A 23,055-nucleotide genomic window follows, 5' to 3' on the forward strand; every position below is an offset into this window, starting at 1 on the left:
GGGGAAGGGCCAACCTACGGTGACTTAGATGAAGCTGCATTTCATAAAGAAAGAAATCAACCTGTCGGCCAAAAGTTATACTGTTTTCATCCCTAACTTTCCTACGGATAACATGTTTGCTCTCGAGCATAGGTGTGGAATTTATATGTTATTCGGAGACCAGAAATCGCTGCAATATTTGGCATGCTTATTTCTTGCTGCAAGTATCCATCGGGACAAGATGATCTATGTGCCGGTCACAACCCGGTTGCTCCCCAAAGATTTACAGCATTTCTCCGCCTATAACAAAAATCTGGACATGGTATTCATGCACCACTCGATCCAGTTCAACACGAAGCTCTGGAAAGAGATAAAGCAAAGAATGTTTAGAACCAAGGGGGAGCTGAAAAGCTTCGAGTGCAATCCGCGTCAATTTTCAGATTTGGGATATGAGGATTACTGTCCGTTTACCTATGCGGAGAATAAAGACAAAATTTTGATAAAAAAATACGCCGACACCTTGTTTTTTTACGGGAGCAAGAAAGCATTTGAGTTTGCTTCCGGAGGCTTGGAGCCGCTGTCCAGAACCGGGGCTTCTTATTTTATACGAAACGGCGGGCATGATCACGATCATTTAGACCTTTTTACACCAAAGCATCAAGGCTTGTGTGTTGATTTCTACGATGAGGCGTTATGGAGTAAATTGCAGGACGAGCGCCAATAAGGAAGGAAACCGAATGAAACCAGATACTTATGAACTCGGCAGACGGGAACAAATGATATTGCTGCTGAAAAAAGCGGGATGGTATGAAGGCAGACATGTAGATATTTCAGGCTTTGAGCTTCGGTGCAAGGAAGCGGGCATCGATTTGTTTGATCGTGCGAAAGCGTTCCTTCAAGAGTTTTCCGGAATTGACGACAGCGTTTATTTTAAATATCATCCGGACGAACCGAATTGCCGTTTTGCCGATGATTGGCATGACTACACGTTCCATTTCATTCCGGATGCCCTTAAAGAAATTGGCCGCTATGAGGATTATAGGGCTATTGTGAGCTTTGCGGGCGAGGATTGCTTTTGTCTAGGCGAATCCGGGTATTATTACCCTGCTGTCGTGGCGATTGGGCGATCCGGCAAGCTGTATTTTAAGCACGACTACGAAGGCAAGGTTTATGTCTTTGATACGCTGCTCGACAGCATGGAGCACGAACTCGATGGTCATGATCTCGTCATCTCGACACTTTACGAGAAAAATGAAGTCCTGCTTCCCACCTTATGGGGAAAGCGAGTGTTTCCTGTCAAACGGCCGAATCCTTTTGGCTAAGTGTTGTACGAATACGACTACTACTTAACTTACGAGGGTGAATTATGCGAAACCATGTTCTAACTAAAATTTTATCTGCGATCTTATCCCTATTCCGAAAGAAGAGAGTCACTCCTCAGATCCCTTACGAGGTCGATCTTGAAGAGGTACAAACCTTTCACTTCATCAAATTCGTAGATATTTCCTACGATGAAAATAAGTTTACTGTAAAATCCAAGGATGCCGGGAGCCTGTGGCTTGACTCCAAAGGCCGGTATCGCGCCGAATATACCGAAGGACCCATGCAAGGGCACATTTGGGTGTGGGACGGGCACCTGTTGCAAAGGTACTCCCCGGAAACGAAAGAATTGAGCGTCCATCCTTATGATTCCTATCCGACCCCTTATGCTTTTTTTGATCATGAAGCGTTAGAAACGACGATGCGAAATATACAGAACAATAGCTTTGTGCCGACAAATGAGCCAAGAACTTACGAGTCGGTTACGACAAGCAATTATGTGAAAGTTCGACTAAACGAAAGCCAAACGTTGATTGAATCCATACGGCAATATAGCGAGGAGACATTGACAGGGGAATATGAAGTTGTAGCAGAGGAGCATGTTCTAAAGCCCAATTCCGACATATTTAAGATTAAATTATCGGGCGGATCAAAAGTTGTGTATTATGGTAAATACCCGCCGCAACAAGAGCGAAATTAGCTTCTCCGGCGGGTATTTTGCGAAACCTCCTGGGATAGTTTTTTTGTAAAAAGCCTGCAAATAGTTTGCACAAGCAAAGAAAAAAGAGGGGCTCTCGTAGCATTACCTTATTGTATGACAAGCTTAACCACGCTATTGTAGAAGTTTTCCGTAAAGAAATATCCTAACTTGCTCAGCAAAACACCTTCCGTTGGAGAGTGCAAATGATTGAATGATTCGAAGCTCTCTTTATTCCCAATCTCGTAAACCGTGCACTTTTCCCAGGCCTGATCTATGGACAGGAATTTTTAGCATGGGATGACCACTTGATTATGGGAGTTCCGAAACCCCGGGGTGTGGTATAATTTTACTACAAAAACAAATCCATAATAAAAAGGAGTTCGTCGGTGAAATCGGAGGCCAAGATTCGACTGCTACTGTTGGTCAGCATTTTACTTATTACCATTTTCCCGCTGATCTTGAATTCCGTGTACCTGTTTGCAGGCGCGAAAAGCGGCACGCATCCCAATTTTGTTTATAGCATTTTATGGGAAACGCTTTCGCTGAGCTTGCTATATTTTGTCCTGCATAGACAAGGACGCAGCTTGAAGGACATTGGTTTTCAATTTCGTAAAACGGATATCTTTCACGGAGTATTGCTTTATCTGGTTTTGTATTTTGTTGTTATTATCGCCGTTACGATTTCCCCCAGTTTTTTGCAGGCTCCCCAAAACGTCGATTTTCTACGAACGAAAATGACCGTAAGCTATTTTGCATTCATCGTTATTAATCCTTTTTTCGAAGAATTAATTGTACGAGCTTATACGATGACTGAACTGAGCATCTTGATCAAAAAAGAAGAACTAACCGTTTTGGCCAGTACGATTATTCAAACTTCGTACCACCTGTACCAAGGCTTAATCCCCGCGCTGTATACCGGAATCGTATTTTTGGTTTTTTCAATTTATTTTGCGAAAACGAGGAAGATCGTTCCCGTCATCATGGTACACTTGATCTTGGATCTGACGGCGATCAACCAACTGGGGAAATCGTAATACTGCGGTAATTTACCGATAACTTTACAATCAAATTTATAGAACAGGAGAAGAGAGAATATGAACAATGTAGAGATCCGCGATGAATTCTGGGGTGTTATCATCAAAGACCGAGATATTGATTTATATACATGCAGGAAGCTTTTGAAAGGGGAGGAGATCGAGGTTGCCTTCATGCCGGATGAAGACGATCTGCAAGAAATCATAAATTATGCAAAAGAAATTTTTGCTCTTTTAGATGAGAACGATATGACGTTTAGAGAGTATGCCGCCGATGAAGTGCTGAATCATTATCGCGAATACATAGTGGAGGGGCCAACGATAACCAAAGCAGAGATAGTGAATCGAATGCGGATCGAGTCTTTTTCCGTCGGTTCAGGGAGAAGCTTTGACCTGAGCTATAACGACGACGGTATTTGCGGCCATCATATCATCATGGTGTTTGTAGACGAACAAGGGGAGCCTTGCGGCGTAGATATTGCTGGATAAGGGAAGATGGAAGAGGGGCTCAATCAAGGAAAGTACCCCATGACCATGTCCACTGCCATGTACTCGAGAGCAACAACGGCGAGACACAAGAAGATGTACATCTGCAATTTGAAGGTACCCCACTTGTCCTGCCAGTACTTCCCCCTAAAAAAAGAAATAAAATCAGGAGTAAAAGAAAACTTGACCGACTCATCAAAATCTTCCGGATCGGAAAAAATCAGTTTATAAATGAAACGATATACCGGGAAATTAAGAATGACCAAAACAATAATGAATATGGCGTGCCAATCCATTTCACCCCTCCGTTCCTTTCTGGTTATATACGAGAAAAAGGAAGGAGGGGTTACATGTTTCTACAAATTTCCAACTAAAATTTAGGTATAATATATTTAACTTCCAAGATTTCGGGGGAGTCTGAACGTTTCTTGCTGCTCGTCCTTAAATGAATTGTGGGGAGTGATATGCAGTGTCTCATGTTTTTTATCGGGATCAAGTCGCTGTTTTAATGTATCATCATGTACATGCAGCGGATGAGGGAGGGATTACGATTACCCCCCAATTATTCAAAGAGCAGATCAGTCATCTACAGAATTTAGGGTACCATTTTATTAGTTTGCATCAATTCAAACATTATTTGAACGGCAGCCCTATTCCACACAACGCGGTATTGCTTACATTTGATGATGGATATGAGAGCGTTTATGAGAACGTGTATCCATTTATAAAGCAGCAGCATATTCCGATAGTTAACTTCATCATGACGGAAACCTTGCCCGAGGCATCACACCTGCCCCCAACGATGACGGCGCAGCAATTGTCCATCATGAACAAAGAAACGGATTTGGTCGAGAACCAAAGTCACACGGATGCGTTGCATCACAAAACCAACAACGATGACCCTGATGGGGACGCCTACTTCACTTCCAAACTTCCTACTTCAAACGGAACGATCGAAACCGACGAGCAATACCATGCCCGGATTGTGGAAGACGCGAAAAGAAGCAGGCAGCAGCTGCATTCGGTGAATAAACATGCGGTGGATGTCGTAGCTTACCCTTTTGGCATATATACCGATACAGCCATTCAATATTATCAAGAAGGCGGGTTTAAATACGGATTTACCATCGTTGAGGCTATGGCGACTCGTCAAGCGGATCCTATGAAAATTCCGCGCGTTAACGCAGGCAGCCCTTGGATCACCCCGGAAGATTTGCATGCCATCATTCAAAGTAAAATCGTTTCATAAACGTCGAAAGTGAAATTTAAACCGTAACCCGTACCAGATAGCGTTCAAACGTGACGGGTAAACCCTCTTTTACAGCGTTTATTTCGAATATCCGCGTAACTTCGGTGAGGCATTTCTCCAGGACCCATTCGTAAATGGAGGGTGCCTGACCGAAGCAGCGCATTCGGATCACATCAACAGGCTCATGGAAGTATTCCATACTTCTCACCGGTTCAATCTCGGTATGTCCCAGGCCGCCTTGCTCAAGGCGCTGTTTGAGATTATCCAGGACGGGAGTCCCTGCCGAAATCGGGTCGAACAAGTTCGGGAACCATTCCGAGAGTTCCGCCGCTATACCGTCCCCCGGATGCAATCCGAGGATCCTTCCTCCTTTTTTCACCACTCTTCCAACGTCCAGATAAGAAGAGGTTGGCCCTCTGCGATTATACGCGACATCGAATTCATCCGACTCGAAGGGGAGTCCGTGTTTCGTATTTCCCGTAACGAAGGATACATTGGATAAATTCGCTTCATTCCCTGTTTTGATGAAGTCGTTCGTAATATCCAGACCAGTAATATGTTTAACGATGGGACTCCATTGGAGCGTAAATTCTCCGTGTCCGCATCCGATGTCCAACACTTTCTTGCCCTGAACCGCTCGCGCTACTTCTTCAGCAAATAGGGCTTCGGCATTAGGCTCGGTGATTGTGGAGTGCCACGAAAACGAATACTGCCCTTGTAATTTTCCGAGCTGCGCATACCATTCGATAGAATGAGGACGCAACCAGTCCGGGTGGTTTCTAGGGTCTACTAAGCTTTCGTTCATAAAGCACCTCCGAATTTTCGTGTGAACCGGTCAATTTAATAGATAGAGTTGAAATATAATGAATTAAAAATTAAGATGTGAATAGTTGGAACATGAATAAAATTGGTATGAAATTCGTCGAAAGGAGTGTTTCGGTGGACATCGACAGAAGCCTAGTTCCAAGGAATAAATTCGATTTTGAAACGGTAGATCTCTTGAAAAAGCTGCCGCCGGAAAAATTAAAACCAGCATTACCCCAATTATTCGAATGGATTCAAGATATAAACTGGCCAATTGCCAGGGACATCGCGAAGATACTTGTGAGTTGTGGCTGTGATACATTAACTGAGATTAAGAAGATATTGCGAACGCCAGACGAAGAATGGAAGTTATGGTGTCTAGAGTATGTTGTTAGAGAACTGCCGAAGGACCTGATCGTTGAATTGCAGCCTGAGCTTGAAAAAACAGCTTACGCACCTACAAGGGGCGAGAAGGTAAACGAATTGGATACGGAGGCGCGGCAGATTTTGTCTCTTATTTCCAAGAAACCCTCTGAAGAAGTGCCGCAGCTTAAGCGCCTGTCATTCCAACGGCAAAAACTTTAAAATTCTTATGTTCATAGTACGGCACCAGCTCTTCTTCACAAAAAAATTGCAGATGCAGATTGTCTTTTTTGCAATGCTCCACGAGTAAACGGAAAATTTCGGACCCAATCCCGTTGCTTCTATAGTCCGTGTGGACCCCTAGTCCGCATAAGTAAGCATTGATTACCCCATCGGAAACGATTCTGCCCGTGCCAATTAAGTGATTGTCATGGTAGGCATAGATGGCGTACCAGCTTTGTCTCATGGCGGTCAGCAGTTGCTCTTTGCTTAGCTGCAAGTATTGATTCCAATCCAGATTCTCATATAGCTCGTATATACTGTCTTCTGTCGGTAATTCGGTATCATATCGTATTTCCATAAGATGGTCACCTTCTTTTTTTAGCTAATCTCGTGCCCGGTTACAAACCAGCGGGATTTTTCATCCAATCTTCGATCGTATCCCTGATCTCATACCTGTTTTTGGACTGTTTTTCGCGAATCACTTCCCAATGCTCATTGACCTGCACCAGTCGGTATTGACCGGAGATTTGACCATCCGGATACCATCCCAAGTCAATGATGAGTTTCCCGCTGCTTGGTAAACCCCAAACTCCATCGACAAGCTGCATCCTTGCGATTTGCAAAATATCTTCGGTGAAATACTCCCAGTTGTCGATAAAACCGTCCCCACTCTTACAAGATATTGGCTCAACATCTGAAAATTTATTAAAGCAAATAGCGTAGCCCGCAGGTATTCTTAATGGCATTAAGGACATTTCGTAACCTCAACTCAGATTAGAGTTCGCATCAGGTCTTGATCAATATATACTGCTTATCTTTCAATTCAAACTCATCCCCAAGCTGAAAGGTCTTTAAATCAATGATTTTGTGCAATTTCTCATTTTTTCTTTGCTTTTCTTCACCGTCCCAGCAAGTGTATAATTCAAATTCTTGGTTCGAACCGTATTCTTTCATTAGATCAAATAGTTCGCGAATACATTTTACATGCGCTTTGTATTGTTCAGGGAAATGTTCTTTCAGGTTGGGATGTAAAGAAAAACCTCCCCAATTCGCTGCAATTTGATACACAAAAGGATTTTTGAAATGCCCCCGTATTTCTCCACTCCACGTCCCTAAATCTTGAATATAAATTCCCGCGGCATCTTCCATTGAATCATACACTTCAATTTCATCTTCTTGGATATGAGAAAGATCGACGATTTGTTCGAGAGGAATGGATCCCTCGGGCAAATGGGCAGACCGGAATTGAATTGCTTTTGTTAATTTTCCGCTACTCTTATCGGCGGAGGACTTTCTTCTTCCTCTTTCCCCTAAAGGCAATTCTTTACTTGATCCGATATAATGATACAAACTCATACCAACAGCCTCATTTCTGCGCAACATGTTTATAATGCAAAATTCTGGGCAGCTATTTCCTGGCAGCCGCCGCTCTTTTTATGCTTTCTTTTGTCCAAGGAGGAGCTTTGGGATGATTCATGATTTCCTCGTAGGTCATCCAGTGTACGGCTTCAACCTCGTCGGGACTTTTGCGATGCGCTGTACCGCTAACATATTCGCATAGGAAGACCACATTGATCACGTTGCACTCATCCTCTGTCACAAAAGAAGAACTGTATACAAAAGTAACCGCATCTTTTATTTCGATGCCGATCTCTTCGTAAAGCTCCCGTTTTACCGTCCGTTCCAGGATGTCGAGCGTATTTCCTTCGATGTCTACTTTCCCGCCCACAAGAGATAGAGTACCGCCGGCATGTTCTTCCTTCATACTTCGCATGATGAGAAGCCATTGATCATCCCTGCAGACCGCACCTTCTACGTTTACAATAAACATGGCGCCACGTCCTCCCCCAAAGATTATATAGTGCTAATTTAGCATGATTTTCCTGACAATGGAACGTGGCCACCAGAATGATGTAATACTCCCAGGCTGAGATACGGGATGGCGCGAAATAAGTTATAATGAATCCGTGGAAAAGGAGGCTCCGTGATGACGATTAAATCCATTTTGCGAAGGATAGATGAAATTAGGGCGAAAAAAATAGCGCTCCCTCCCTCGCAAAACGCAATAGTTTTCAATCCCACGCTCAATGCCGATGAAATTGCTTTATTCGAAAAAAAATGGAAGATTGAACTTCCCGATGACTTCAAATCTTTTTTATCCGAAATAGGCAACGGCGGGTTTGGCCCCGGCCATGGACTCATTCCGCTAGGCACAGAATCGATCCTAGACCCGAGGATACCCGTAGGAGATCGTGACACGATAGATACTGAAAAAGATTTCGCGTATGGATCGGCCTGGAACTATGAGCCGTTAAGACGCGCAATGGAGGAGGGGTCTGCAGATCAAGACCAATTGATGGAATACTACTTTTCGGTCGACCGGATATCTGGCGCGATCCGAGTGTGCGATTGGGGCGGCGGTGGTCTGGGGCTACTCGTTGTAAAAGGCTGTGAACATGGAAAAGTATGGTGCGACTACCGAGGTGACTTTGGCGGCATATTCCCTGAGACGTTCTCGGGCGAGGATTCCGGCCATATGTCCTTTTTGCAATGGTATGAGGCTTGGTTGGACGAAATCGTTTCGGAGGTCCCAATGGAAGAGCGCCGTTTCTGGTAGGTCATGAATCTGCAATATCATACTATACGCTAATGAAATGTAAGATGTATCATTCATGGGAACACGCCTAAGGAGGTTTTCTCATGAATATTACATCTTTTCTTATATATTGTGTTATTGTCACATTCACGCCCGGGCCTACGAATATTGCTATATTGTCTATGGCGCATCATGTTAAGATGAAAGAGGTTTTTCGATACATCTGGGGAGTGACTGCCGTCTTCGGTGTGTTGCTTTCGGCTTCGGTGATGTTAAACAGTGCGCTTATAACGGTCATGCCGAAGATTTTGGTTTTTATGCAGGTCGTTGGCAGCATTTATATGCTCTACCTTGCGTATCAAGTGTACAAAATGGATATAGCAGGGGATTCCGCCAAACAAGCCGCTACCTTTATGAACGGATTCCTCATGCAGTTTGTAAATCCTAAGGTCTGGCTGTTTACCATGACGGTCATTCCGAGCTATGTTATGCCCTATTATAAATCGCCGTTTGTCTTATCGATATTCGTGCTGATTATAACTATTGTTGCCTTTTTGGCATTAGCCACGTGGGCCATCTTCGGCATGGTTTTCAAGAGCTTTTTGCAGAAGCATCTAAAGGTGACCAATATCGTATTAGCGCTATTATTGGTTTATTCGGCCATCGAGGTATCGGGTATCGTGGAGATCGTGAAGAGGTGAGTGGATATGGACAAATTTGTATATAAAAAATCAGCAGGAGTTACGGCATTATCCGCAAGCTTTAGCGATTTTGAATACAAAAAGCACAGCCATGAAGAATATGCTCTGGGAGTCACCTTGCGTGGAGTGCAGCAGTATAACCTGGATGGGAGCTTTCAGTCCTCCTATCGCAACGGAGTGATGCTTTTTAACCCGGAACAGGTTCATGACGGAAGGGCGCAAGATAAGACGGGGATTGATTATGTCATCGTTTATATCCATCCCAAGCTTTTTTTGGAGATGCTTGAAAAAAAGGATGTCATGTTGTTCTCTTCTCCCATTGTTTATAATCGCAGGCTTCAGCAAGGCATCTTAAATCTGGTTCATGCGATATTCAGCAATAAAGCCGAATCGCTGTGCAGCGAGCTGCTTCTGGCTCTTACGGACAACTTTTCCCAAACGGAAATGAACTACGTGTTCAAAAAAAACAATGTGCTTATGAAGAAAGCAAAGGAAATGATCTACTTCAGTCTGGACCATGTGCTAAAGCTTGATGACATTTGCAGAGAGTTGGATATGTCCAAATTTCAGTTCATCCGGGCATTTAAAGCGGACTCGGGCATCTCCCCGTATCAATTTTTCTTAAACTGCAAAGTCGAGCATGCCAAGCGGCTCATCGAAAAAAACAAGGATATTTACGCCGCGGTAACGGAATGCGGATTTGTTGATTTATCTCATATGAACAGGCACTTTAAAAGTATGTATGGCATAACGGCATTCGAGTACATGTCAGGCATAAGCTGATCGTTCATGCGATGGAATACAAAAAAAGAACCTCCTCATTCCATGAAGTTCTTTATTTAAACCATTTAGTTTATGATACTTTGGAAAACAACGACATGATACGGCTTGCGGCTTCTTTGTACCCGCCGGCGTTACGTAAGGAATCCCCGATCCGCTGAGCATGTTCTTTGTAAGCAGATTCGTTCAACACTTGCAACAAAGCGGAGATCAAAGCTGCAGGCGTAAGCTGGCTTCGATCTAAAATAATACCGGCTCCTAGCTCCTCTACCCGTTTCGCAACAATAGGCTGGTCGGAGCTTAATGGAATCATGACAAGCGGCACATCGTAATATAAACCTTCACTGGTACTGTTCATCCCGGCATGGGTAATAAAAGCATCGGATTGTTGGAGCACTTCCAACTGGGGAACATATGGCTTGACGATGAAATTAGGAGGAATACGGTCGCTTAGCGAGTCCATATTCGTGTCTTTCCCGCAAGATAACACAAACTGAGCCGCGACATCTCGAAAGGCTTCAAAGCAAAGCTTGTAAAACTCAATATCTTTGGTCAAAATGCTGCCCATGGAAATGTATACGACTTGGTCGTATTGCGATCGAAGCTGGTCAGGCGGAAATGAAGGAACGTCAAGTCGTGGTGTAATGGAAGGTCCGGTAAATATATAGCTATCGTCAAGCTTATCGGCATCGGGTTGAAATTCGCGGCTTGTAAATACAACCTTTAACTGACCATACTGGCGGGTAATATCTTCAATGGCAGGTACAGCTACGTTATATTCCTTAGCGATGCTTTGCGCCGTCTTCGTTAGTCTTTCATATAGAGCTTCCGCATCGAAATCATCGGCATCAAACCCTTCCACAATTTTGCTTAGCGGTTCGGCGAAAGCCAGATTTGTCACGGAGCAGACCGTCGGGATGCCTAGCTTTTCCCCTAAAATAGCCCCACCCCAACCAAACAAGGAATCAAAAATCAAGTAGTCAAAAGAATCGTGTTCGATCTGCCTCAAGATTTCCGGAATGTGAGGTTCAATAATGCCTCGCAGCATAAAATCAGTGAACTGATGCGGGTGTTTAAGTTCGGTCGGATTAAAACCAAGCTCTCGGAATACTTGTTCATCCAATTGATAGGCCCGGAATTGCACCCCGGTCTGGGCAAGCCTGGCCCGATATTCTTCCGAGCACATATAGACGACTTCTTCGCCGTTGTCGACTAACTGCTTGACCAATCCTAAGGTAGGATTAACGTGACCTTCTGCTGGAATCGTTACATACAGTACGCGTGCCATGTACCACACCATCCAATATAATACTAAAATAGGGGTATAATGCCATTTCATTATAGATGAGGGCAGACGCAGGTTCAAGCGACGTTGAAATTCTGTCATTTATTGAACAGTGAGCAGCAAAGTGTCTAAGAATTTAGATCAAATAGAGCAACAATATGGAAAGGTAGACGAGGAAACGGAGGATTTGAGTGGTTATACATACAACCCAAGTGCTCAATGAAAAAGCGGTGCTTGCCGCTTTAGAGCAATCGCTTGCGATGATTGAATTTAATGTTCAGGGAGAAGCGCTGTGGGCAAATGAAAATTTTGCTCATGCCATGGAGTACTCTTTATCTGAATTAGTCGGGGTACACCATCGGCGGTTTTGTACCGAAAGCCCAACTAACAAGCGAGTTGCAAAACATGTCCGAGGAATTGCTGACCCGTACAGAGGAAGGCATAACACGCAATCAACAAGTGGCTTCGGCCATTACTCGGTTGATGGAAGAGAATGAGAAAAAGCTGTCATATCTCCATGATTTAGAACAGCAAAATGGGGCCGTTCGCCGCATTGTGCAGACGATTAGGGAATTTGCATCGCAAACGAATTTACTCGCCTTAAATGTGGCTATCGAAGCGGCACATACTGGGGAGTATGGGCGCGGCTTTAATGTTGTAGCTTCCGAAGTGCGAAAGCTGGCCAAGAGCCGTACGAGAAGCCGCGCAGGAGATTCAAGCTACCGTTGAGGGAATTTCCAAGCATGTCGATCGAGTCAGCGATGGAACGAAAGCCTCGCAAAAAACAATTGTCGATAGTCAGCGTCAAATTCAGCAAGCCGCAGAAGAATTTGCAGGTATTGGTGAAGCGGTTGGCAAGCTGGATGTTCAGGCTAAAACGTTGAGCCAACTATCGTAACAGGGAATGACATTGTCCACTTCCATTAATGATATTCTTTGCCTTGATATATGACGAATCCTACAGGCTTATGGGTGAAGTGAATAACAGGAGATTGATCCCTGTTGTCTTCTGTGGGATATGCATGATTATGATCGATATATTCGCCTTGCAATTCAATCTCTTGTCCCTCCGTAATGCCATTTATCGGCTCTGCTAATCCCATATTATCTCCATAGCGGACAGCGACAAAAGTATCCGAGTTCTTATCAACTAGAGAAGCATCGGCCCCTTTAATGCTAATTAGCTCATTAATTTTCACATCAAAATGCTGGTGCATCGCTCCTCTTCGTTCTCGATCGGGATATACTTTTACAATTGTAGCCTTAACGTGCACAACTGGAGCATGAAGGGACAATGGATGGAGTTGATGACCATATGAGTCATTGGTGATCGTATGGCCGAAATGAGGGTGTTTCAATAGGTTATGGTGGTGACGATTAAGCAGATAGTGACCTGACATATTTTAATGCCTCCTTTAAATGGTTACTAAGGTATTTTAACCAAGCTTAACTTAATAATTCATATTAGCCGTAGACCCTAGATGGGTATGCGCACTCCACATTTGTCGAGGTGTCAACAGATCTGGAATCTCGGATACCAATAAAAGCAACAAGAATTCCAATGATGTATGTCCTGGTTATTTGTATGTTAATATTTGAGTATGACAGTAATAGACAGGAGAGTATCATAGAATGAATGAGCAGCAGTTAAAAGAATATCTCATTAATTTGGTGCAGGAATACGGTTCTAAATGGAACGAATACGAAGACAGTGTTCGAGAACAAAGCGAGGCTGAAAGGGTGGCTATGCCCGAGTTTGCCGATGCGGAAGAACAGTTTGCATGGTTCAAAGAAAACAAGCCGACGGATTGGCACGAAGAATTGAGTAAATTGGTGGGGCCCCTCTTTGATCGCTACTGTACGGATAAAAAAAGGGTGTACGGCGGGAAAAATGTTCGCAGCTTCGGGTTTCCCGCCAAGTTTAACGGTATTGGTAACCCTGTCGAAACGAGTGTCGATTTAAAGAACCAAAACCGGGCCGAGGTTTATTTCAAAACGGAAACTGCCTTTCAGGACGAATATTTATTCGTATTGCTGCGCAAGGCTGGTCAGTGGAAGATTGACAACTACAAAGGGCGCAGATTCGGCGATACGAAGTGGGATAACAGAATTCTTTGACGGCTGTCATGAAGAGAGGAATTTTATGATATTAGTGAGTTCTTGTTTAGCAGGATTGGAAGTAAGGTATAACGGTACTCATTGTTTAAATGAAAAGTTAAATAAACTAGTAGAGGGAAATAAGGCGGTAACGATCTGTCCTGAATTGCTTGGCGGCTTATCAACTCCGAGAGAACCCGCCGAAATAGTAGGTGGAGATGGCGATGACGTACTGGATGGAAATGCTAAAGTGATTGGGAAGTCTGGTAAAGATGTCACGGAGTTTTATATCAAGGGAGCGTATGCTGCCTTAGAGAAAGCTAAAGAAATAAATGCAACAATCGTCGTTCTCAAAGAGAATAGTCCCTCTTGCGGTAGTTCTATGATTTACAATGGCCAATTTGTCGGCCAGAAAGTGGTTGGTAACGGAGTAACTTCAGCTTTACTTAAACGAAACGGATTACAAGTAATTTCAGAGGAACAATTTATGGAGAGTATTTAACAACTTCCGATAAAAAGGGAACCCAATGTTTTCGATTCTGGGCTTCCCTTTTTTCTGTATAAAAATCAACCACGCACTCCACATGTCTCGAGCTTTCAAGAGGGATGGTGTCACGGCTGCCGATCATTCCTCGAAAATTTGCTATTTCCATATATCCAAAAGTGTGTGAGAATTTACATTAAATAGAATGTGGTAGTGTCCGATATATATTAAGATAAGGAATCGGTTGCAAGAAGCCAGAAGTAGTTAGTCAAAAGGGAGATTTGCCGTATGAGTATATTGTTAAGGGTTGAACGAGAATCCGGTGGTCAGCCAATTGAGCTTGGCGATGGAAAAATTACTGGCTATAGCTATATCAATACAAGTCCGGCAGATTTTTTTGCCAAAGCTTATAATGCGGAGCACTCGATTCAGATACGGGGTGAGATCCCGCTTCGACTACTTCCTCCTGTGGAACAAGATGCGGATAACTCCAATACGCTCTATACATGGGCGCTTACCGAGTATAGGCCGGACAATGATTATTATCGAAGCGTTACCGTCCAAATCGTGAGGCATGAAAAGACGATTCGAGAGGTCACATTTACACATGCATATGTCCACGTTTATCAAGAACAGGTTAATGGCTTGAAAGGGGTATTAGAGTTTGAACTTGTTGTAAGACAGCGGTGGGACCACTTTGATAGCATTCAATTTGGTTCAATAGAAAAGAAAAAGAAACCTGTAACTATTCTGGCCAGTGCTCAGGAAGCGTATGGGTCGAGGGTTTCCTACCTTATGTACGCAGAAAACAGCGCAACTGAAGATAATTTGTCTTATAAGCCTTCAATTGACGAAATAGACATTAGTTTGAAATCCGCATTATCAAAACAACAAAAAATTGATTTAGCAAAACTTCAGCTTAAATTTAAAAATGCTCAAGCGACTAATGACGTTAAGGGTATGCAGGATGCACATGATGCTGCAAATGCTATAAGACTATCTATACTGGATTCTGTTACCCGGGTTAACTTTAATGATAGCAGTTCATCCGTAATTTATCGAACTAATAGTGGTAACATCACCATTCCAGCGACATCATCAAACGGCTCTGTGTTTAAACCGTACTTTAAAATCGAAGGAAGCGGTGCGGTCTTTTTAGCAGTTGGTGGTGAGATGAAAGTTCAAGACGGTGAACTAGCATTAAAACTTAAAGGCGGATTCGATGGGTCGGTCGGAGGTTGCCTATGTATTGGTTCTGGAGCAGACCTTGTTTCCGGTGAACTAGGAAGTAGCGTTAAGAGTAATTTTGGACCTACTTTCGCAAAAGGAAAATATGGAGCTGTTTTGTTTTATGACGGGGGAGCAAAATTTGACCCTAAAACAGGGGCTGTAGAATGGACAAACGGGGTGGCTGCTGGTTTAGGCACCGAAGCAAACATCTTACCTTTTGTTATAGGTATTGAAGGTGAGTATACAATTTTAAAAATTAAACAAAATCTAAATGAAGGGAAGCCAGCGACAGCGGCACAATGGGAACGATTTTTTAAGGGAGAAAGCTGGGAATCCATTTTTAGAAAATAGGGAGATGAACATGTTGGAAAAAGCGTTGATCGTATTACTTTTGTTACTAACACTTTCTTATGCAATTCTTGCTATTGTTAAACCAACTGTTGTATGGAAGAGAGAATTTATTTCCAAAAAAGTGAGAACGCCCAGTGATTTCGATTTATTGCTAATGAGGATATCGGGTGTTTTCTTAATACTGATTTGTTTCGTACTTGCCTATGTATTTCTTATAAAGTAGCTAACGTCGAAACACATTTTCGCCGTCGAAAAAAAGCGGAACATAGTTTAATGTACATTGATACGGATACGATGTGAAACTTCGTTTCGCTTTTTTTCCTCCAAATAAGAAGCAAGAAGGATGGGTGGCAAAATAGTTATTTCAGTTTTTTTATTCTTTATGATGGCATGGGGCTTTTTACTATTTTCAGACCGGAATTTAATCTGAAATATAACTTGGGGAACATTTTCAAACACGCAAAACATACTAAAGTTTTGATTTTGAACAGTAGACTATCAGGAGCAGGTACATTTTTACTAAGTGTATATTTACTTTATCGAATTTGGTCTGATTAAGTTGATTTTTATAGTTTTGTTAAGATTAAGGTTATTGCACATCCAAAATTAAAAATAATTTAGGATATCCATATCATAAAATTATGGAGCTGATTGCTAATTATAATTTTGCTCACAACGATTTGTTTGGTTACTCTGGGCTGGGGAGTGGCAAGTATAGTTAAACCTAAATTTGTATGGAAAAGGTCCTCTATGACTTCAAGGAAAGTAAGAGAACCAAATGAAGCTGACATAATACTTACAAGAATATCTGGAGTTTTTATCATTTTAGTAATGATTAGTTTCTATGTGTATGCGATCAGTACAATAATATAGTTCTTACAGTGCAGATGTTCTGATTAAAAGAACTAACCTCGAAATTGCAAATGACCAAAGTTAGCCTTGTTTTCGGAAAGTAGGTCTCGTTTGGAAACCATAATTTTTCTAATCATCTTTTTTGGCGCTTCTTTTTCTTATGGGCTTGTTGCTGTACTAAATCCAACGTGGGCATGGAAGCATGGATTTCGTAGTAGCAAGGTACGAGAACCCAATCAAGCAGATTTGCTTATGACCAAAGTTATGGGAGTATTTTTAATCCTATTAATGTTTGTTATACTGGTCGTCGTTATTACGAATTTAAAATTTTTATAGATTTGCAATTTTCAGAAGCGTTCGCTTCGTTCTTAAGCTTCGAAGATCCTTTCGGGTAGCATGCCATCAAAATTTAATGCAAATTAAGAAAGGCTTTTAGAAATGGCTGAAAGAATCGTCCTTACCTTCTTCACACTACCTTTAATGGCTTGGGGAGTGTTCAGTTTACTGAATCCAGAACTTGCATTAAAGTACACCTTAGGTATGTTGCACAAACATGTAAAGCCCAATCGATACTTTATTTATAATATTAAAATTTCAGGAGTAGCTTACATTATAGGAGGTATATGGTTTCTATTTTTTGTTTGGACAGGTAGAATGGAAGTTTGAACTACACGGCGGAAAAAAACAAAAGGTAACATTATCGTTGTCACTAGATGAATTGAAGGAGTTATTAAAGTAGTATGGGAACACCAACGATTATATTAACGAAAAAGGAAGGATACTCCCCTGAAAAATTATTGGCTGATTCAATAGTTGCAGCTTTTCATGCGGGTGTTACTCTTTATTTCCATAATAATCAACAATATGATGAAAAAGGACATTTTTCTTATACAACACTAAATATTAATGAAAGACCCTTTAATGATAGCAGCAATAGTTCGTTTCTTTTTTATATTCATTCTAAAAAAAGTCCCAGCATAGATTTTTATTATCATGAAGATTTAGGACTAGACACTGAGTTGGAATTAAGCCAAGTAGGACATATTCAAGATATCTATGGAGTACAGAAGCTCATTTTTATCTTTATTTATGAATATTTAAGAGTAAACCCTAATGATCTTTTCTGGATCACCGATTATGATTGGATATATACTTGGGAGGATATGCAAAAATTAAAATCATTACCTTATGATCCTGACTGGTGTTATAAAGATCCGAAATTATTACCTAAGTGACCACTATGAATATCAGATAGTTAGTTTTAAGTGGGATACTACTCATAGTGAACATTTCAAAGCAATGGCTTTGATGATTTTTATGATAAAGAAGATTTATTATTGCGATTTGCGTATGGAATTCTTAATATATATCCATCTGCAAAAATATGGATAGAAGAAAGAGGATTTAAAAAAGTTGTTAACAATTTATACAATAATAACTGGTGCTATGATAATCCAAGTAGCTTATGAACCACCGCTTCCTTACGCACCACGTATCGTCAAAATAGTGGGTGAGGAAGGAAAAGGCTAAGGAGTTTCATAAAATTCATGAGTACTTATATATGTAACTCGGTTATCTCCATCCCGCTTTTAAAGATAAAAACAAAGTGCGTCGGCGAGAGAAATGGTTATCTTCTCCATCAGCGCATGGAATAAGCTATCGTCAAATTGTTCCAATAATTCTTACGTGCAGTTAAAGCTTTAATAATTTCATTAATACGTTCCTTCACGTGTTTCTTCTGCTCATCATCCTTCCGAATATGGTTTTGTTCTGCCGAAGCTCTTCCAATGCTGAGATTCTGGGCGTGTTCCTCATCATATACAGCATCATCGATTTGGTTCTTATGCTTAGGGCTGACCAATGCTTTAAGATCCATTTTTAACTGCGCAATATTCTGCCCGACTTCATGCAACGGTTCGCTATCTTCATGCTTGGATAGGATCGTTTGAATATTAGCCTTCATCGTTCGGATGAAGGCATCTATAATACTCGATTTTCCAAATTCAACAGTTTGATTCGGAGGGCAAGGAGCTCGAAGCTCCCACCGAATATTTCGCTTTGCTTCCGGGGATTTCAACGAGTTGCTATATTTTTGGCGGCTAGAAATGCTGCTTCTTTCATTCATTTGAAGCGATTCTCGTTAGGCGAATTGCAAAACTTAGTATGTAACATTTATAAGATTTCTTTCGTGATTCCATTGAATTGATGCGTTTAGAGCCTCGAACAGAAAACGAATTGGTACAAACGCTTGTTGATACATCTCGTCAATAAAGGGAGGTTCGTTGAGTTCAACCAATTTATTGTTTATGTACGCACTCTTACTATCAACGGTAAATTCTAGCTGATTCTTATCTTTCGTTATAATGATGGAACGAGTACTTTCTTTCCATTCAATATTAAGATCAAGCACGTCACTTATTTTTCGAAGTTGAATGAACGTACTGCCATTTTTAGTCGATACGGAGATAGGTGGAATTTCTTGATTGTTTATTATCACACGTATTGGGCGGGGCTTACTTTCTTCTACAACTTCAACTTCCTTTTCTATCAAACGTGCAGCTAAATTCGCTTGTTGCTCTGTCCGTTCCTTGGACCACTGTACGTATCTAAGCTTTTGAATATCTAAAAGCTTATCCCAATCGTCAGCCTCAACACCTACCATATAGACGGCTTGCAAATGTGGCATCCTGGGCAGGGTTTCCAGGCTTTTTATCGGATTATATTTAATTGAGATCAAATACAACTGCTTGAGATTTTCCAACGGAGTCAAATCCGTAATGTGGTTATCTTCAATTGTTAAAGACCTGAGGTTTTCCAATGTTGCCAAAGGCTTAATATCCTCTATTTCGTTGCTGTCCAATATAAGCCATTCGATACTTGTTTTTCCGGCCAAAGGAGAGATGTCTTTTACTTGAGTGTGATGAATGTATACATCATAAAGCTTATGCAGTGGAGCTAGTGCGGAGACATCGCTAATGTGTGCGTAATTAATTGCCAGCGACTTGAGGTTTACTGCATATTCTAATCCTTCAAGTGACTGGGCATTGCCTTCAATCCATAATTGAGTCAGGCGTTCCAAATCAGATTTTGTTATTTCGTAGGATGAATCCAGTTCAAGTTCTTTCTTTATTGCTTCTTCAATCACAGGATCCTTAATAATCTTGTTTGCTGCAATTGCTTCCTTTTCATTGGTTGCTAAAGAAACCCAAAGAGATATAAAGAGTGCTAGAAGGATGACTTTTTTCATGTGCATTTTCCTCTACAATGTAATGGACTCCGACTTTCCTGATTGTACCACAATTTGTTGTCTTTTGATCCGACAAGTGAAAGTGGTCAACCTTGACAGAGCACCGCTTGAGCGGCCCAAGGGCATTACTGAAAACGGATGGGGTCGATCGATAAAAAAATCGCACAACCCCTAAATATGGAATTAATGAACAATGTGTTTTACAATAATAGAGGATATATATATTTTGAGAATGGTGTAGTGTCTGAATATGGCTAGAAGAAAATTTCAATAAAATAACGGTTTTATAAGTAGGAGGTATTTTTATGAAAAGAGATATGGAATTAGTAATAAGAATTTTGAAAGTTATAGAGGAATATTATACATCGCGTTCGACTATCATTAAGTTTGGAAGATGAAGGTTATGGGGATATGATTGTTCAATATCATTTAAGGATCATGGCTGAAGCTGGTTTAATTGTTATTGATGACGTTCCGACATTGGCTAGTGGACAATATTATATTAATGGTATGACATGGTTAGGACATGATTTTGAGATTCTGCTAGAAATGAAAAGGTTCTAATAGCCGCAAAAGAAAAAGCCGAATCCAGGGGGTTTGATTTTAAGAGTTTACCTACCGATGTTATCAAAGAACTTCTTACTGAAGGCATAAAGAATTTATTGGAATGTAATGAAATAAAACGATGAATTCATAGGGAGAAATATGAGAGTAGTTCTAAAGCAAATCTCAGTAAGAGCATATGAAATTGTGGAATGTCCGGAGTTTATTAAAAAAGAACTTTTCAGTGGAGTTATTCAATTGGGAATCCTAACGTCGAACCAGAATTTATTCATCCAGCTGGGTTAAGTAAGATTACTGAATTATGCGAAGAAAATAATGTTGAACTAATATTTCAATAAAATATCGTATATGTCTTCAATGGGAGGTTATTATTCATGAGCGAATGTCCCAAATGTAAATCCCGTGAATTTTCTAAAGGAATTCAAATTGGGCATGCAGCTGTACACCCAGAGAATTTTCATGTGTTCAGTCCTGCTTCTGAGTTAATCCACGTATTTTGCTTAAATTGTGGGTTTATTTTAGAAAGCTATATCAAACACCCTAAGAAATTTAGACCGAAAGAACAATAGACCTAACGAAATTGGCATTTTATTGATAAATAATATTCCTTTGTACAAGCTGGTGATTTATGAAGAAAATAACTATTGGATTAGTTGGAGTGTTGATTCGCTTGTATTCTTTACCAAATCAAGAAGTTTTTTCTCATTGGACTACGGTTTCTTTAAAGAGCATTTTTAACGCCATAAGCAGCATTTTTGTTATGGGATAGCAGATGAAATGTAACTTTTAAAGGGCGGATATTTCTTTGATTTCTTATCCATAAATTTTTTTGAAGACCATTCCAGCAACAAACATATACAAATCAATTCCCAGCAAAATCACAAGGCCCACGAGAAAATTTAACGTAATATCGGAGCGAAAAAGAAATCCAAGCACAGGAAATACACTCAATACAACGACATGTGAAAGTATTATATTCCGTTTCGATCCCCAACTAATTTCATTCTTTACATCAGCGTAGAGAGTCCCGACCAAAAGTGCTACAAATGAATATAGTGCAAAAAAGTTCCAATCCCCTTTTCCGTTATCCAAACTGAGAATGCAAAATACCAAAAAGGGCCGAGTATGGTTAGCTTAAGAAAAAACAGAAGGATTCTCTGCTTAGCAATTTGCATCTTCTCACCTCACGCAATAAACAATGATAATTACATTCAAGATAATAATACCAACAATGTCCAAAATAGTATATTAAAAATAGAAAGAAGATGAAAAAGAACCTCCTCTTCAGGAAGGTTCCTCTGCGATCGTCAGGGGGAATTCGAGCCCTTGATCGTGAATAAAGACGTGCTGGGCATCTGGACCGGGGAGAATGAGTCCTCGAAGTTCTGGCTGAGCGTCTTAAACGAACTCTAAAACCGCGGCGTACAAGAGGGTCTCATCACCTAATCTGTCAGTAAGTATATGATAGCATGAAAAAACCTCCCGATTGGAGGTAAATGAGTTATTTATTTTCATAACGTACTAAGCCGTAGTTCATAAAAATACTGCACAATTGGATGCTTTAACTTCATCTTCTCGGTCATGTTTAAAATTCGCTTTTTTCCAACTCGTCTGTCCACCAAAGCAAGAATATTCAATAAGATATCATTGCTCTCTATGCTTTCCTCTATAGAAATGGATAAAAACTTATTAGCTACAACGACAAAATTTGATTTACTTAATGATGACTGTGCTGACAAAAGCTCCTTTGCATATTCTGATATTTTTCTACTTCTTGCAATTACTTTTAGACGATCCTCCGGAACTATCCCCTTGGTATCTTTTCTGACCGCTTCAATTTCTTCATTGTTGATAGGAATTTGGATATCCGAATCATTCTTAATATCCAGTTCCGTCTGATACCATCTGATTAAGGTAGTTTTATCACTCATATTGAATACGTTCTTTTTATCTACCGCAATATAACAAAGACCTGCTTTATCAGGTAAATAACGGTAGCCGGTTGCACGGTATTCGACCCTTCCATATAACGCAGGACAGAGAAAACTCTCCAGATGTTGCTTCAATTTGCTCCAGGCCATGTAATCCTCCTATGTTCTATAAATACCTATTGAGGCAGTCGTTCTATTATCCATAATACAATAACCAACATCGATCATACTAAATACAAGTAACCTTGCGTTTCTCAATTATTAATGTCACTGTTTCTGAATGTCGTTAGCAATTGGTCCTTCAGATTATCAATATTAATGTATTCCTCCACCTGATTCCCTTTATAATAAAAATTAAATAATATCTCTTTAACTTTTCTATGTGCTTCCCCATCTTTATCATAAAGTAAATCATTGTAAAATCCCGTTAAAAATTCCTCGGAAAATTCATTCTTATTCGGCTCCTTGTCTTTATCATAATCAAAATATGCAAAAAGCACTTCTTTGTCAGTACCAGTAAATGTTTAGATGTAATTTCAAATCTCGTTGTTCCCCCGTATACGATCAGCTGCAATTTGACCTTATGAAAGTATTATTTCATCTGTATTCACTCAGGAACATCAATGTACTCCGACACTCTAGATTGAAGAATTTCAATAAGATCTTCATTCATGTACTGATAATCATCAGGAATATCTAAACAGATTAATTTCTTATTCAAGAGTTCATCATTAAATTTATCCCTCAACCTGCGCACATGCTTCTTCTCCATTACAAAGA

General features: G+C 40.8%; 30 protein-coding genes. 19 read left to right on the forward strand and 11 right to left on the reverse strand.

The features are described 5' to 3' along the window. The first annotated feature begins 28 nt into the window (after positions 1–28). The 5 genes from QMG93_RS27400 to QMG93_RS27420 all read left to right on the forward strand — a co-directional run bounded on the left by QMG93_RS27400 (position 29) and on the right by QMG93_RS27420 (position 3,522). Positions 29–703 (forward strand): hypothetical protein, encoded by a 675-nt coding sequence (locus QMG93_RS27400; protein WP_281942212.1) that lies wholly within the window; start codon positions 29–31, stop codon positions 701–703. 13 nt (positions 704–716) lie between these two features. Further along, entirely contained in the window at positions 717–1,301 is a 585-nt protein-coding gene (locus QMG93_RS27405) for an SUKH-3 domain-containing protein (RefSeq protein ID WP_281942214.1), read from the forward strand. A 44-nt stretch (positions 1,302–1,345) separates the two neighbouring features. Further along, complete coding sequence (locus QMG93_RS27410; RefSeq protein WP_281942216.1) at positions 1,346–1,999, forward strand: hypothetical protein; 654 nt, start codon at positions 1,346–1,348, stop codon at positions 1,997–1,999. A gap of 386 nt (positions 2,000–2,385) precedes the next feature. Beyond that, complete coding sequence (locus QMG93_RS27415; RefSeq protein WP_281942217.1) at positions 2,386–3,033, forward strand: CPBP family intramembrane glutamic endopeptidase; 648 nt, start codon at positions 2,386–2,388, stop codon at positions 3,031–3,033. A 60-nt stretch (positions 3,034–3,093) separates the two neighbouring features. Continuing rightward, entirely contained in the window at positions 3,094–3,522 is a 429-nt protein-coding gene (locus QMG93_RS27420; protein WP_281942219.1) for a DUF2262 domain-containing protein, read from the forward strand. 23 nt (positions 3,523–3,545) lie between these two features. Here the strand turns inward: QMG93_RS27420 and QMG93_RS27425 are convergent, their stop codons facing one another. Beyond that, entirely contained in the window at positions 3,546–3,815 is a 270-nt protein-coding gene (locus QMG93_RS27425; protein ID WP_281942221.1) for a hypothetical protein, read from the reverse strand. Positions 3,816–3,988: 173 nt separating this feature from the next. Between QMG93_RS27425 and QMG93_RS27430 the strand changes: the two genes are divergently transcribed. Further along, positions 3,989–4,768 carry a polysaccharide deacetylase family protein gene (locus QMG93_RS27430; protein WP_281942223.1) on the forward strand — a complete coding sequence of 260 codons (780 nt, stop codon included), beginning with the start codon at positions 3,989–3,991 and terminating at the stop codon, positions 4,766–4,768. Positions 4,769–4,784: 16 nt separating this feature from the next. Here the strand turns inward: QMG93_RS27430 and QMG93_RS27435 are convergent, their stop codons facing one another. Further along, on the reverse strand, positions 4,785–5,573 hold the full coding sequence (locus QMG93_RS27435) for a class I SAM-dependent methyltransferase (RefSeq protein ID WP_281942225.1): 789 nt from the start codon (positions 5,571–5,573) through the stop codon (positions 4,785–4,787). Between the two features lie 134 nt (positions 5,574–5,707). Between QMG93_RS27435 and QMG93_RS27440 the strand changes: the two genes are divergently transcribed. Continuing rightward, complete coding sequence (locus tag QMG93_RS27440) at positions 5,708–6,157, forward strand: DUF5071 domain-containing protein (protein ID WP_281942227.1); 450 nt, start codon at positions 5,708–5,710, stop codon at positions 6,155–6,157. Here the strand turns inward: QMG93_RS27440 and QMG93_RS27445 are convergent. The 4 genes from QMG93_RS27445 to QMG93_RS27460 are packed head-to-tail and all read right to left on the reverse strand — an operon-like array spanning position 6,123 to position 7,988. Continuing rightward, positions 6,123–6,515 carry a GNAT family N-acetyltransferase gene (locus tag QMG93_RS27445; protein WP_281942229.1) on the reverse strand — a complete coding sequence of 131 codons (393 nt, stop codon included), beginning with the start codon at positions 6,513–6,515 and terminating at the stop codon, positions 6,123–6,125. The genes QMG93_RS27440 and QMG93_RS27445 overlap by 35 nt on opposite strands. A 40-nt stretch (positions 6,516–6,555) precedes the next feature. Continuing rightward, positions 6,556–6,912, reverse strand: a complete 357-nt coding sequence (locus QMG93_RS27450; protein ID WP_281942230.1) for a hypothetical protein — start codon at positions 6,910–6,912, stop codon at positions 6,556–6,558. A gap of 31 nt (positions 6,913–6,943) precedes the next feature. Next, positions 6,944–7,513, reverse strand: coding sequence for a hypothetical protein (locus tag QMG93_RS27455; RefSeq protein WP_281942232.1), 570 nt, complete (start codon positions 7,511–7,513; stop codon positions 6,944–6,946). A 52-nt stretch (positions 7,514–7,565) separates the two neighbouring features. After that, entirely contained in the window at positions 7,566–7,988 is a 423-nt protein-coding gene (locus QMG93_RS27460; RefSeq protein WP_281942234.1) for an NUDIX hydrolase, read from the reverse strand. A gap of 156 nt (positions 7,989–8,144) precedes the next feature. Here QMG93_RS27460 and QMG93_RS27465 point away from each other — a divergent pair, with 156 nt between their 5' ends. The 3 genes from QMG93_RS27465 (at position 8,145) to QMG93_RS27475 (ending at position 10,237) form a co-directional block, all read left to right on the forward strand. Next, entirely contained in the window at positions 8,145–8,774 is a 630-nt protein-coding gene (locus tag QMG93_RS27465; RefSeq protein ID WP_281942235.1) for an SMI1/KNR4 family protein, read from the forward strand. A gap of 83 nt (positions 8,775–8,857) precedes the next feature. After that, complete coding sequence (locus QMG93_RS27470; protein ID WP_281942237.1) at positions 8,858–9,454, forward strand: LysE family translocator; 597 nt, start codon at positions 8,858–8,860, stop codon at positions 9,452–9,454. A 6-nt stretch (positions 9,455–9,460) separates the two neighbouring features. Further along, positions 9,461–10,237, forward strand: coding sequence for an AraC family transcriptional regulator (locus tag QMG93_RS27475; protein ID WP_281942239.1), 777 nt, complete (start codon positions 9,461–9,463; stop codon positions 10,235–10,237). Between the two features lie 70 nt (positions 10,238–10,307). Here the strand turns inward: QMG93_RS27475 and QMG93_RS27480 are convergent, their stop codons facing one another. Beyond that, complete coding sequence (locus tag QMG93_RS27480) at positions 10,308–11,522, reverse strand: macrolide family glycosyltransferase (RefSeq protein WP_281942241.1); 1,215 nt, start codon at positions 11,520–11,522, stop codon at positions 10,308–10,310. A gap of 402 nt (positions 11,523–11,924) precedes the next feature. Between QMG93_RS27480 and QMG93_RS27485 the strand changes: the two genes are divergently transcribed. Beyond that, entirely contained in the window at positions 11,925–12,248 is a 324-nt protein-coding gene (locus tag QMG93_RS27485; protein ID WP_281942243.1) for a methyl-accepting chemotaxis protein, read from the forward strand. Between the two features lie 194 nt (positions 12,249–12,442). On the opposite strand, the gene QMG93_RS27490 is transcribed toward QMG93_RS27485, so the two are convergent. Further along, positions 12,443–12,919 carry a hypothetical protein gene (locus QMG93_RS27490; RefSeq protein ID WP_281942245.1) on the reverse strand — a complete coding sequence of 159 codons (477 nt, stop codon included), beginning with the start codon at positions 12,917–12,919 and terminating at the stop codon, positions 12,443–12,445. 232 nt (positions 12,920–13,151) lie between these two features. On the opposite strand from QMG93_RS27490, the gene QMG93_RS27495 reads away from it, so the two are divergent. From QMG93_RS27495 to QMG93_RS27510, 6 genes are all read left to right on the forward strand, one after another. Further along, positions 13,152–13,637, forward strand: a complete 486-nt coding sequence (locus QMG93_RS27495) for an NTF2 fold immunity protein (protein WP_281942247.1) — start codon at positions 13,152–13,154, stop codon at positions 13,635–13,637. Between the two features lie 25 nt (positions 13,638–13,662). Further along, positions 13,663–14,118: a DUF523 domain-containing protein gene (locus tag QMG93_RS27500; protein WP_281942248.1), complete on the forward strand. Its 456-nt coding sequence runs from the start codon at positions 13,663–13,665 to the stop codon at positions 14,116–14,118. Between the two features lie 270 nt (positions 14,119–14,388). Next, positions 14,389–15,681, forward strand: a complete 1,293-nt coding sequence (locus QMG93_RS27505) for a hypothetical protein (RefSeq protein ID WP_281942250.1) — start codon at positions 14,389–14,391, stop codon at positions 15,679–15,681. Between the two features lie 684 nt (positions 15,682–16,365). Continuing rightward, the gene (locus QMG93_RS35455) at positions 16,366–16,554 is read left to right on the forward strand and encodes a DUF6199 family natural product biosynthesis protein (RefSeq protein ID WP_413789346.1); all 189 of its coding nucleotides are present in this window, start codon (positions 16,366–16,368) and stop codon (positions 16,552–16,554) included. Positions 16,555–16,644: 90 nt separating this feature from the next. Then, positions 16,645–16,869 (forward strand): DUF6199 family natural product biosynthesis protein, encoded by a 225-nt coding sequence (locus QMG93_RS35460; RefSeq protein ID WP_413789344.1) that lies wholly within the window; start codon positions 16,645–16,647, stop codon positions 16,867–16,869. Between the two features lie 404 nt (positions 16,870–17,273). Beyond that, positions 17,274–17,768 (forward strand): hypothetical protein, encoded by a 495-nt coding sequence (locus tag QMG93_RS27510; RefSeq protein WP_281942252.1) that lies wholly within the window; start codon positions 17,274–17,276, stop codon positions 17,766–17,768. Positions 17,769–18,172: 404 nt separating this feature from the next. Here QMG93_RS27510 and QMG93_RS27515 read toward each other — a convergent pair whose 3' ends face one another. Continuing rightward, positions 18,173–18,658 carry a hypothetical protein gene (locus tag QMG93_RS27515; RefSeq protein ID WP_281942253.1) on the reverse strand — a complete coding sequence of 162 codons (486 nt, stop codon included), beginning with the start codon at positions 18,656–18,658 and terminating at the stop codon, positions 18,173–18,175. A gap of 33 nt (positions 18,659–18,691) precedes the next feature. After that, a complete protein-coding gene (locus QMG93_RS27520) occupies positions 18,692–19,780 on the reverse strand; it encodes a stalk domain-containing protein (protein WP_281942255.1) in 1,089 nt (362 codons plus the stop codon). A gap of 387 nt (positions 19,781–20,167) precedes the next feature. Between QMG93_RS27520 and QMG93_RS35465 the strand changes: the two genes are divergently transcribed. Next, the gene (locus QMG93_RS35465) at positions 20,168–20,344 is read left to right on the forward strand and encodes a DUF2513 domain-containing protein (protein WP_413789345.1); all 177 of its coding nucleotides are present in this window, start codon (positions 20,168–20,170) and stop codon (positions 20,342–20,344) included. Between the two features lie 374 nt (positions 20,345–20,718). Then, positions 20,719–20,913 (forward strand): transcription initiation factor TFIIIB, encoded by a 195-nt coding sequence (locus QMG93_RS27525; RefSeq protein ID WP_127462568.1) that lies wholly within the window; start codon positions 20,719–20,721, stop codon positions 20,911–20,913. 942 nt (positions 20,914–21,855) lie between these two features. Here QMG93_RS27525 and QMG93_RS27530 read toward each other — a convergent pair. Further along, positions 21,856–22,425: a hypothetical protein gene (locus tag QMG93_RS27530; protein WP_281942257.1), complete on the reverse strand. Its 570-nt coding sequence runs from the start codon at positions 22,423–22,425 to the stop codon at positions 21,856–21,858. Positions 22,426–23,055: the final 630 nt, after the last annotated feature.

Origin of the sequence: Paenibacillus tyrphae (assembly GCF_027925525.1) — a bacterium.
Classification (GTDB): Bacteria; Bacillota; Bacilli; order Paenibacillales; family NBRC-103111; genus Paenibacillus_G; species Paenibacillus_G tyrfis_B.

Excerpts from the sequence above, each read along its gene's own strand:
- QMG93_RS27490 (WP_281942245.1), bottom strand. The coding sequence starts at position 12,919 with ATGTCAGGTCACTATCTGCTTAATCGTCACCACCATAACCTATTGAAA.
- QMG93_RS27410 (WP_281942216.1), top strand. The coding sequence starts at position 1,346 with ATGCGAAACCATGTTCTAACTAAAATTTTATCTGCGATCTTATCCCTA.
- QMG93_RS27500 (WP_281942248.1), top strand. The coding sequence starts at position 13,663 with ATGATATTAGTGAGTTCTTGTTTAGCAGGATTGGAAGTAAGGTATAAC.
- QMG93_RS27400 (WP_281942212.1), top strand. The coding sequence starts at position 29 with ATGAAGCTGCATTTCATAAAGAAAGAAATCAACCTGTCGGCCAAAAGT.
- QMG93_RS27445 (WP_281942229.1), bottom strand. The coding sequence starts at position 6,515 with ATGGAAATACGATATGATACCGAATTACCGACAGAAGACAGTATATAC.
- QMG93_RS27455 (WP_281942232.1), bottom strand. The coding sequence starts at position 7,513 with ATGAGTTTGTATCATTATATCGGATCAAGTAAAGAATTGCCTTTAGGG.
- QMG93_RS27435 (WP_281942225.1), bottom strand. The coding sequence starts at position 5,573 with ATGAACGAAAGCTTAGTAGACCCTAGAAACCACCCGGACTGGTTGCGT.
- QMG93_RS27450 (WP_281942230.1), bottom strand. The coding sequence starts at position 6,912 with ATGTCCTTAATGCCATTAAGAATACCTGCGGGCTACGCTATTTGCTTT.
- QMG93_RS27480 (WP_281942241.1), bottom strand. The coding sequence starts at position 11,522 with ATGGCACGCGTACTGTATGTAACGATTCCAGCAGAAGGTCACGTTAAT.
- QMG93_RS27525 (WP_127462568.1), top strand. The coding sequence starts at position 20,719 with ATGAGCGAATGTCCCAAATGTAAATCCCGTGAATTTTCTAAAGGAATT.
- QMG93_RS27425 (WP_281942221.1), bottom strand. The coding sequence starts at position 3,815 with ATGGATTGGCACGCCATATTCATTATTGTTTTGGTCATTCTTAATTTC.
- QMG93_RS27520 (WP_281942255.1), bottom strand. The coding sequence starts at position 19,780 with ATGAAAAAAGTCATCCTTCTAGCACTCTTTATATCTCTTTGGGTTTCT.
- QMG93_RS27470 (WP_281942237.1), top strand. The coding sequence starts at position 8,858 with ATGAATATTACATCTTTTCTTATATATTGTGTTATTGTCACATTCACG.
- QMG93_RS27505 (WP_281942250.1), top strand. The coding sequence starts at position 14,389 with ATGAGTATATTGTTAAGGGTTGAACGAGAATCCGGTGGTCAGCCAATT.
- QMG93_RS27405 (WP_281942214.1), top strand. The coding sequence starts at position 717 with ATGAAACCAGATACTTATGAACTCGGCAGACGGGAACAAATGATATTG.
- QMG93_RS27510 (WP_281942252.1), top strand. The coding sequence starts at position 17,274 with ATGGGAACACCAACGATTATATTAACGAAAAAGGAAGGATACTCCCCT.
- QMG93_RS27495 (WP_281942247.1), top strand. The coding sequence starts at position 13,152 with ATGAATGAGCAGCAGTTAAAAGAATATCTCATTAATTTGGTGCAGGAA.
- QMG93_RS27515 (WP_281942253.1), bottom strand. The coding sequence starts at position 18,658 with ATGAATGAAAGAAGCAGCATTTCTAGCCGCCAAAAATATAGCAACTCG.
- QMG93_RS27465 (WP_281942235.1), top strand. The coding sequence starts at position 8,145 with ATGACGATTAAATCCATTTTGCGAAGGATAGATGAAATTAGGGCGAAA.
- QMG93_RS27460 (WP_281942234.1), bottom strand. The coding sequence starts at position 7,988 with ATGTTTATTGTAAACGTAGAAGGTGCGGTCTGCAGGGATGATCAATGG.
- QMG93_RS27530 (WP_281942257.1), bottom strand. The coding sequence starts at position 22,425 with ATGGCCTGGAGCAAATTGAAGCAACATCTGGAGAGTTTTCTCTGTCCT.
- QMG93_RS27475 (WP_281942239.1), top strand. The coding sequence starts at position 9,461 with ATGGACAAATTTGTATATAAAAAATCAGCAGGAGTTACGGCATTATCC.
- QMG93_RS27485 (WP_281942243.1), top strand. The coding sequence starts at position 11,925 with ATGTCCGAGGAATTGCTGACCCGTACAGAGGAAGGCATAACACGCAAT.
- QMG93_RS27420 (WP_281942219.1), top strand. The coding sequence starts at position 3,094 with ATGAACAATGTAGAGATCCGCGATGAATTCTGGGGTGTTATCATCAAA.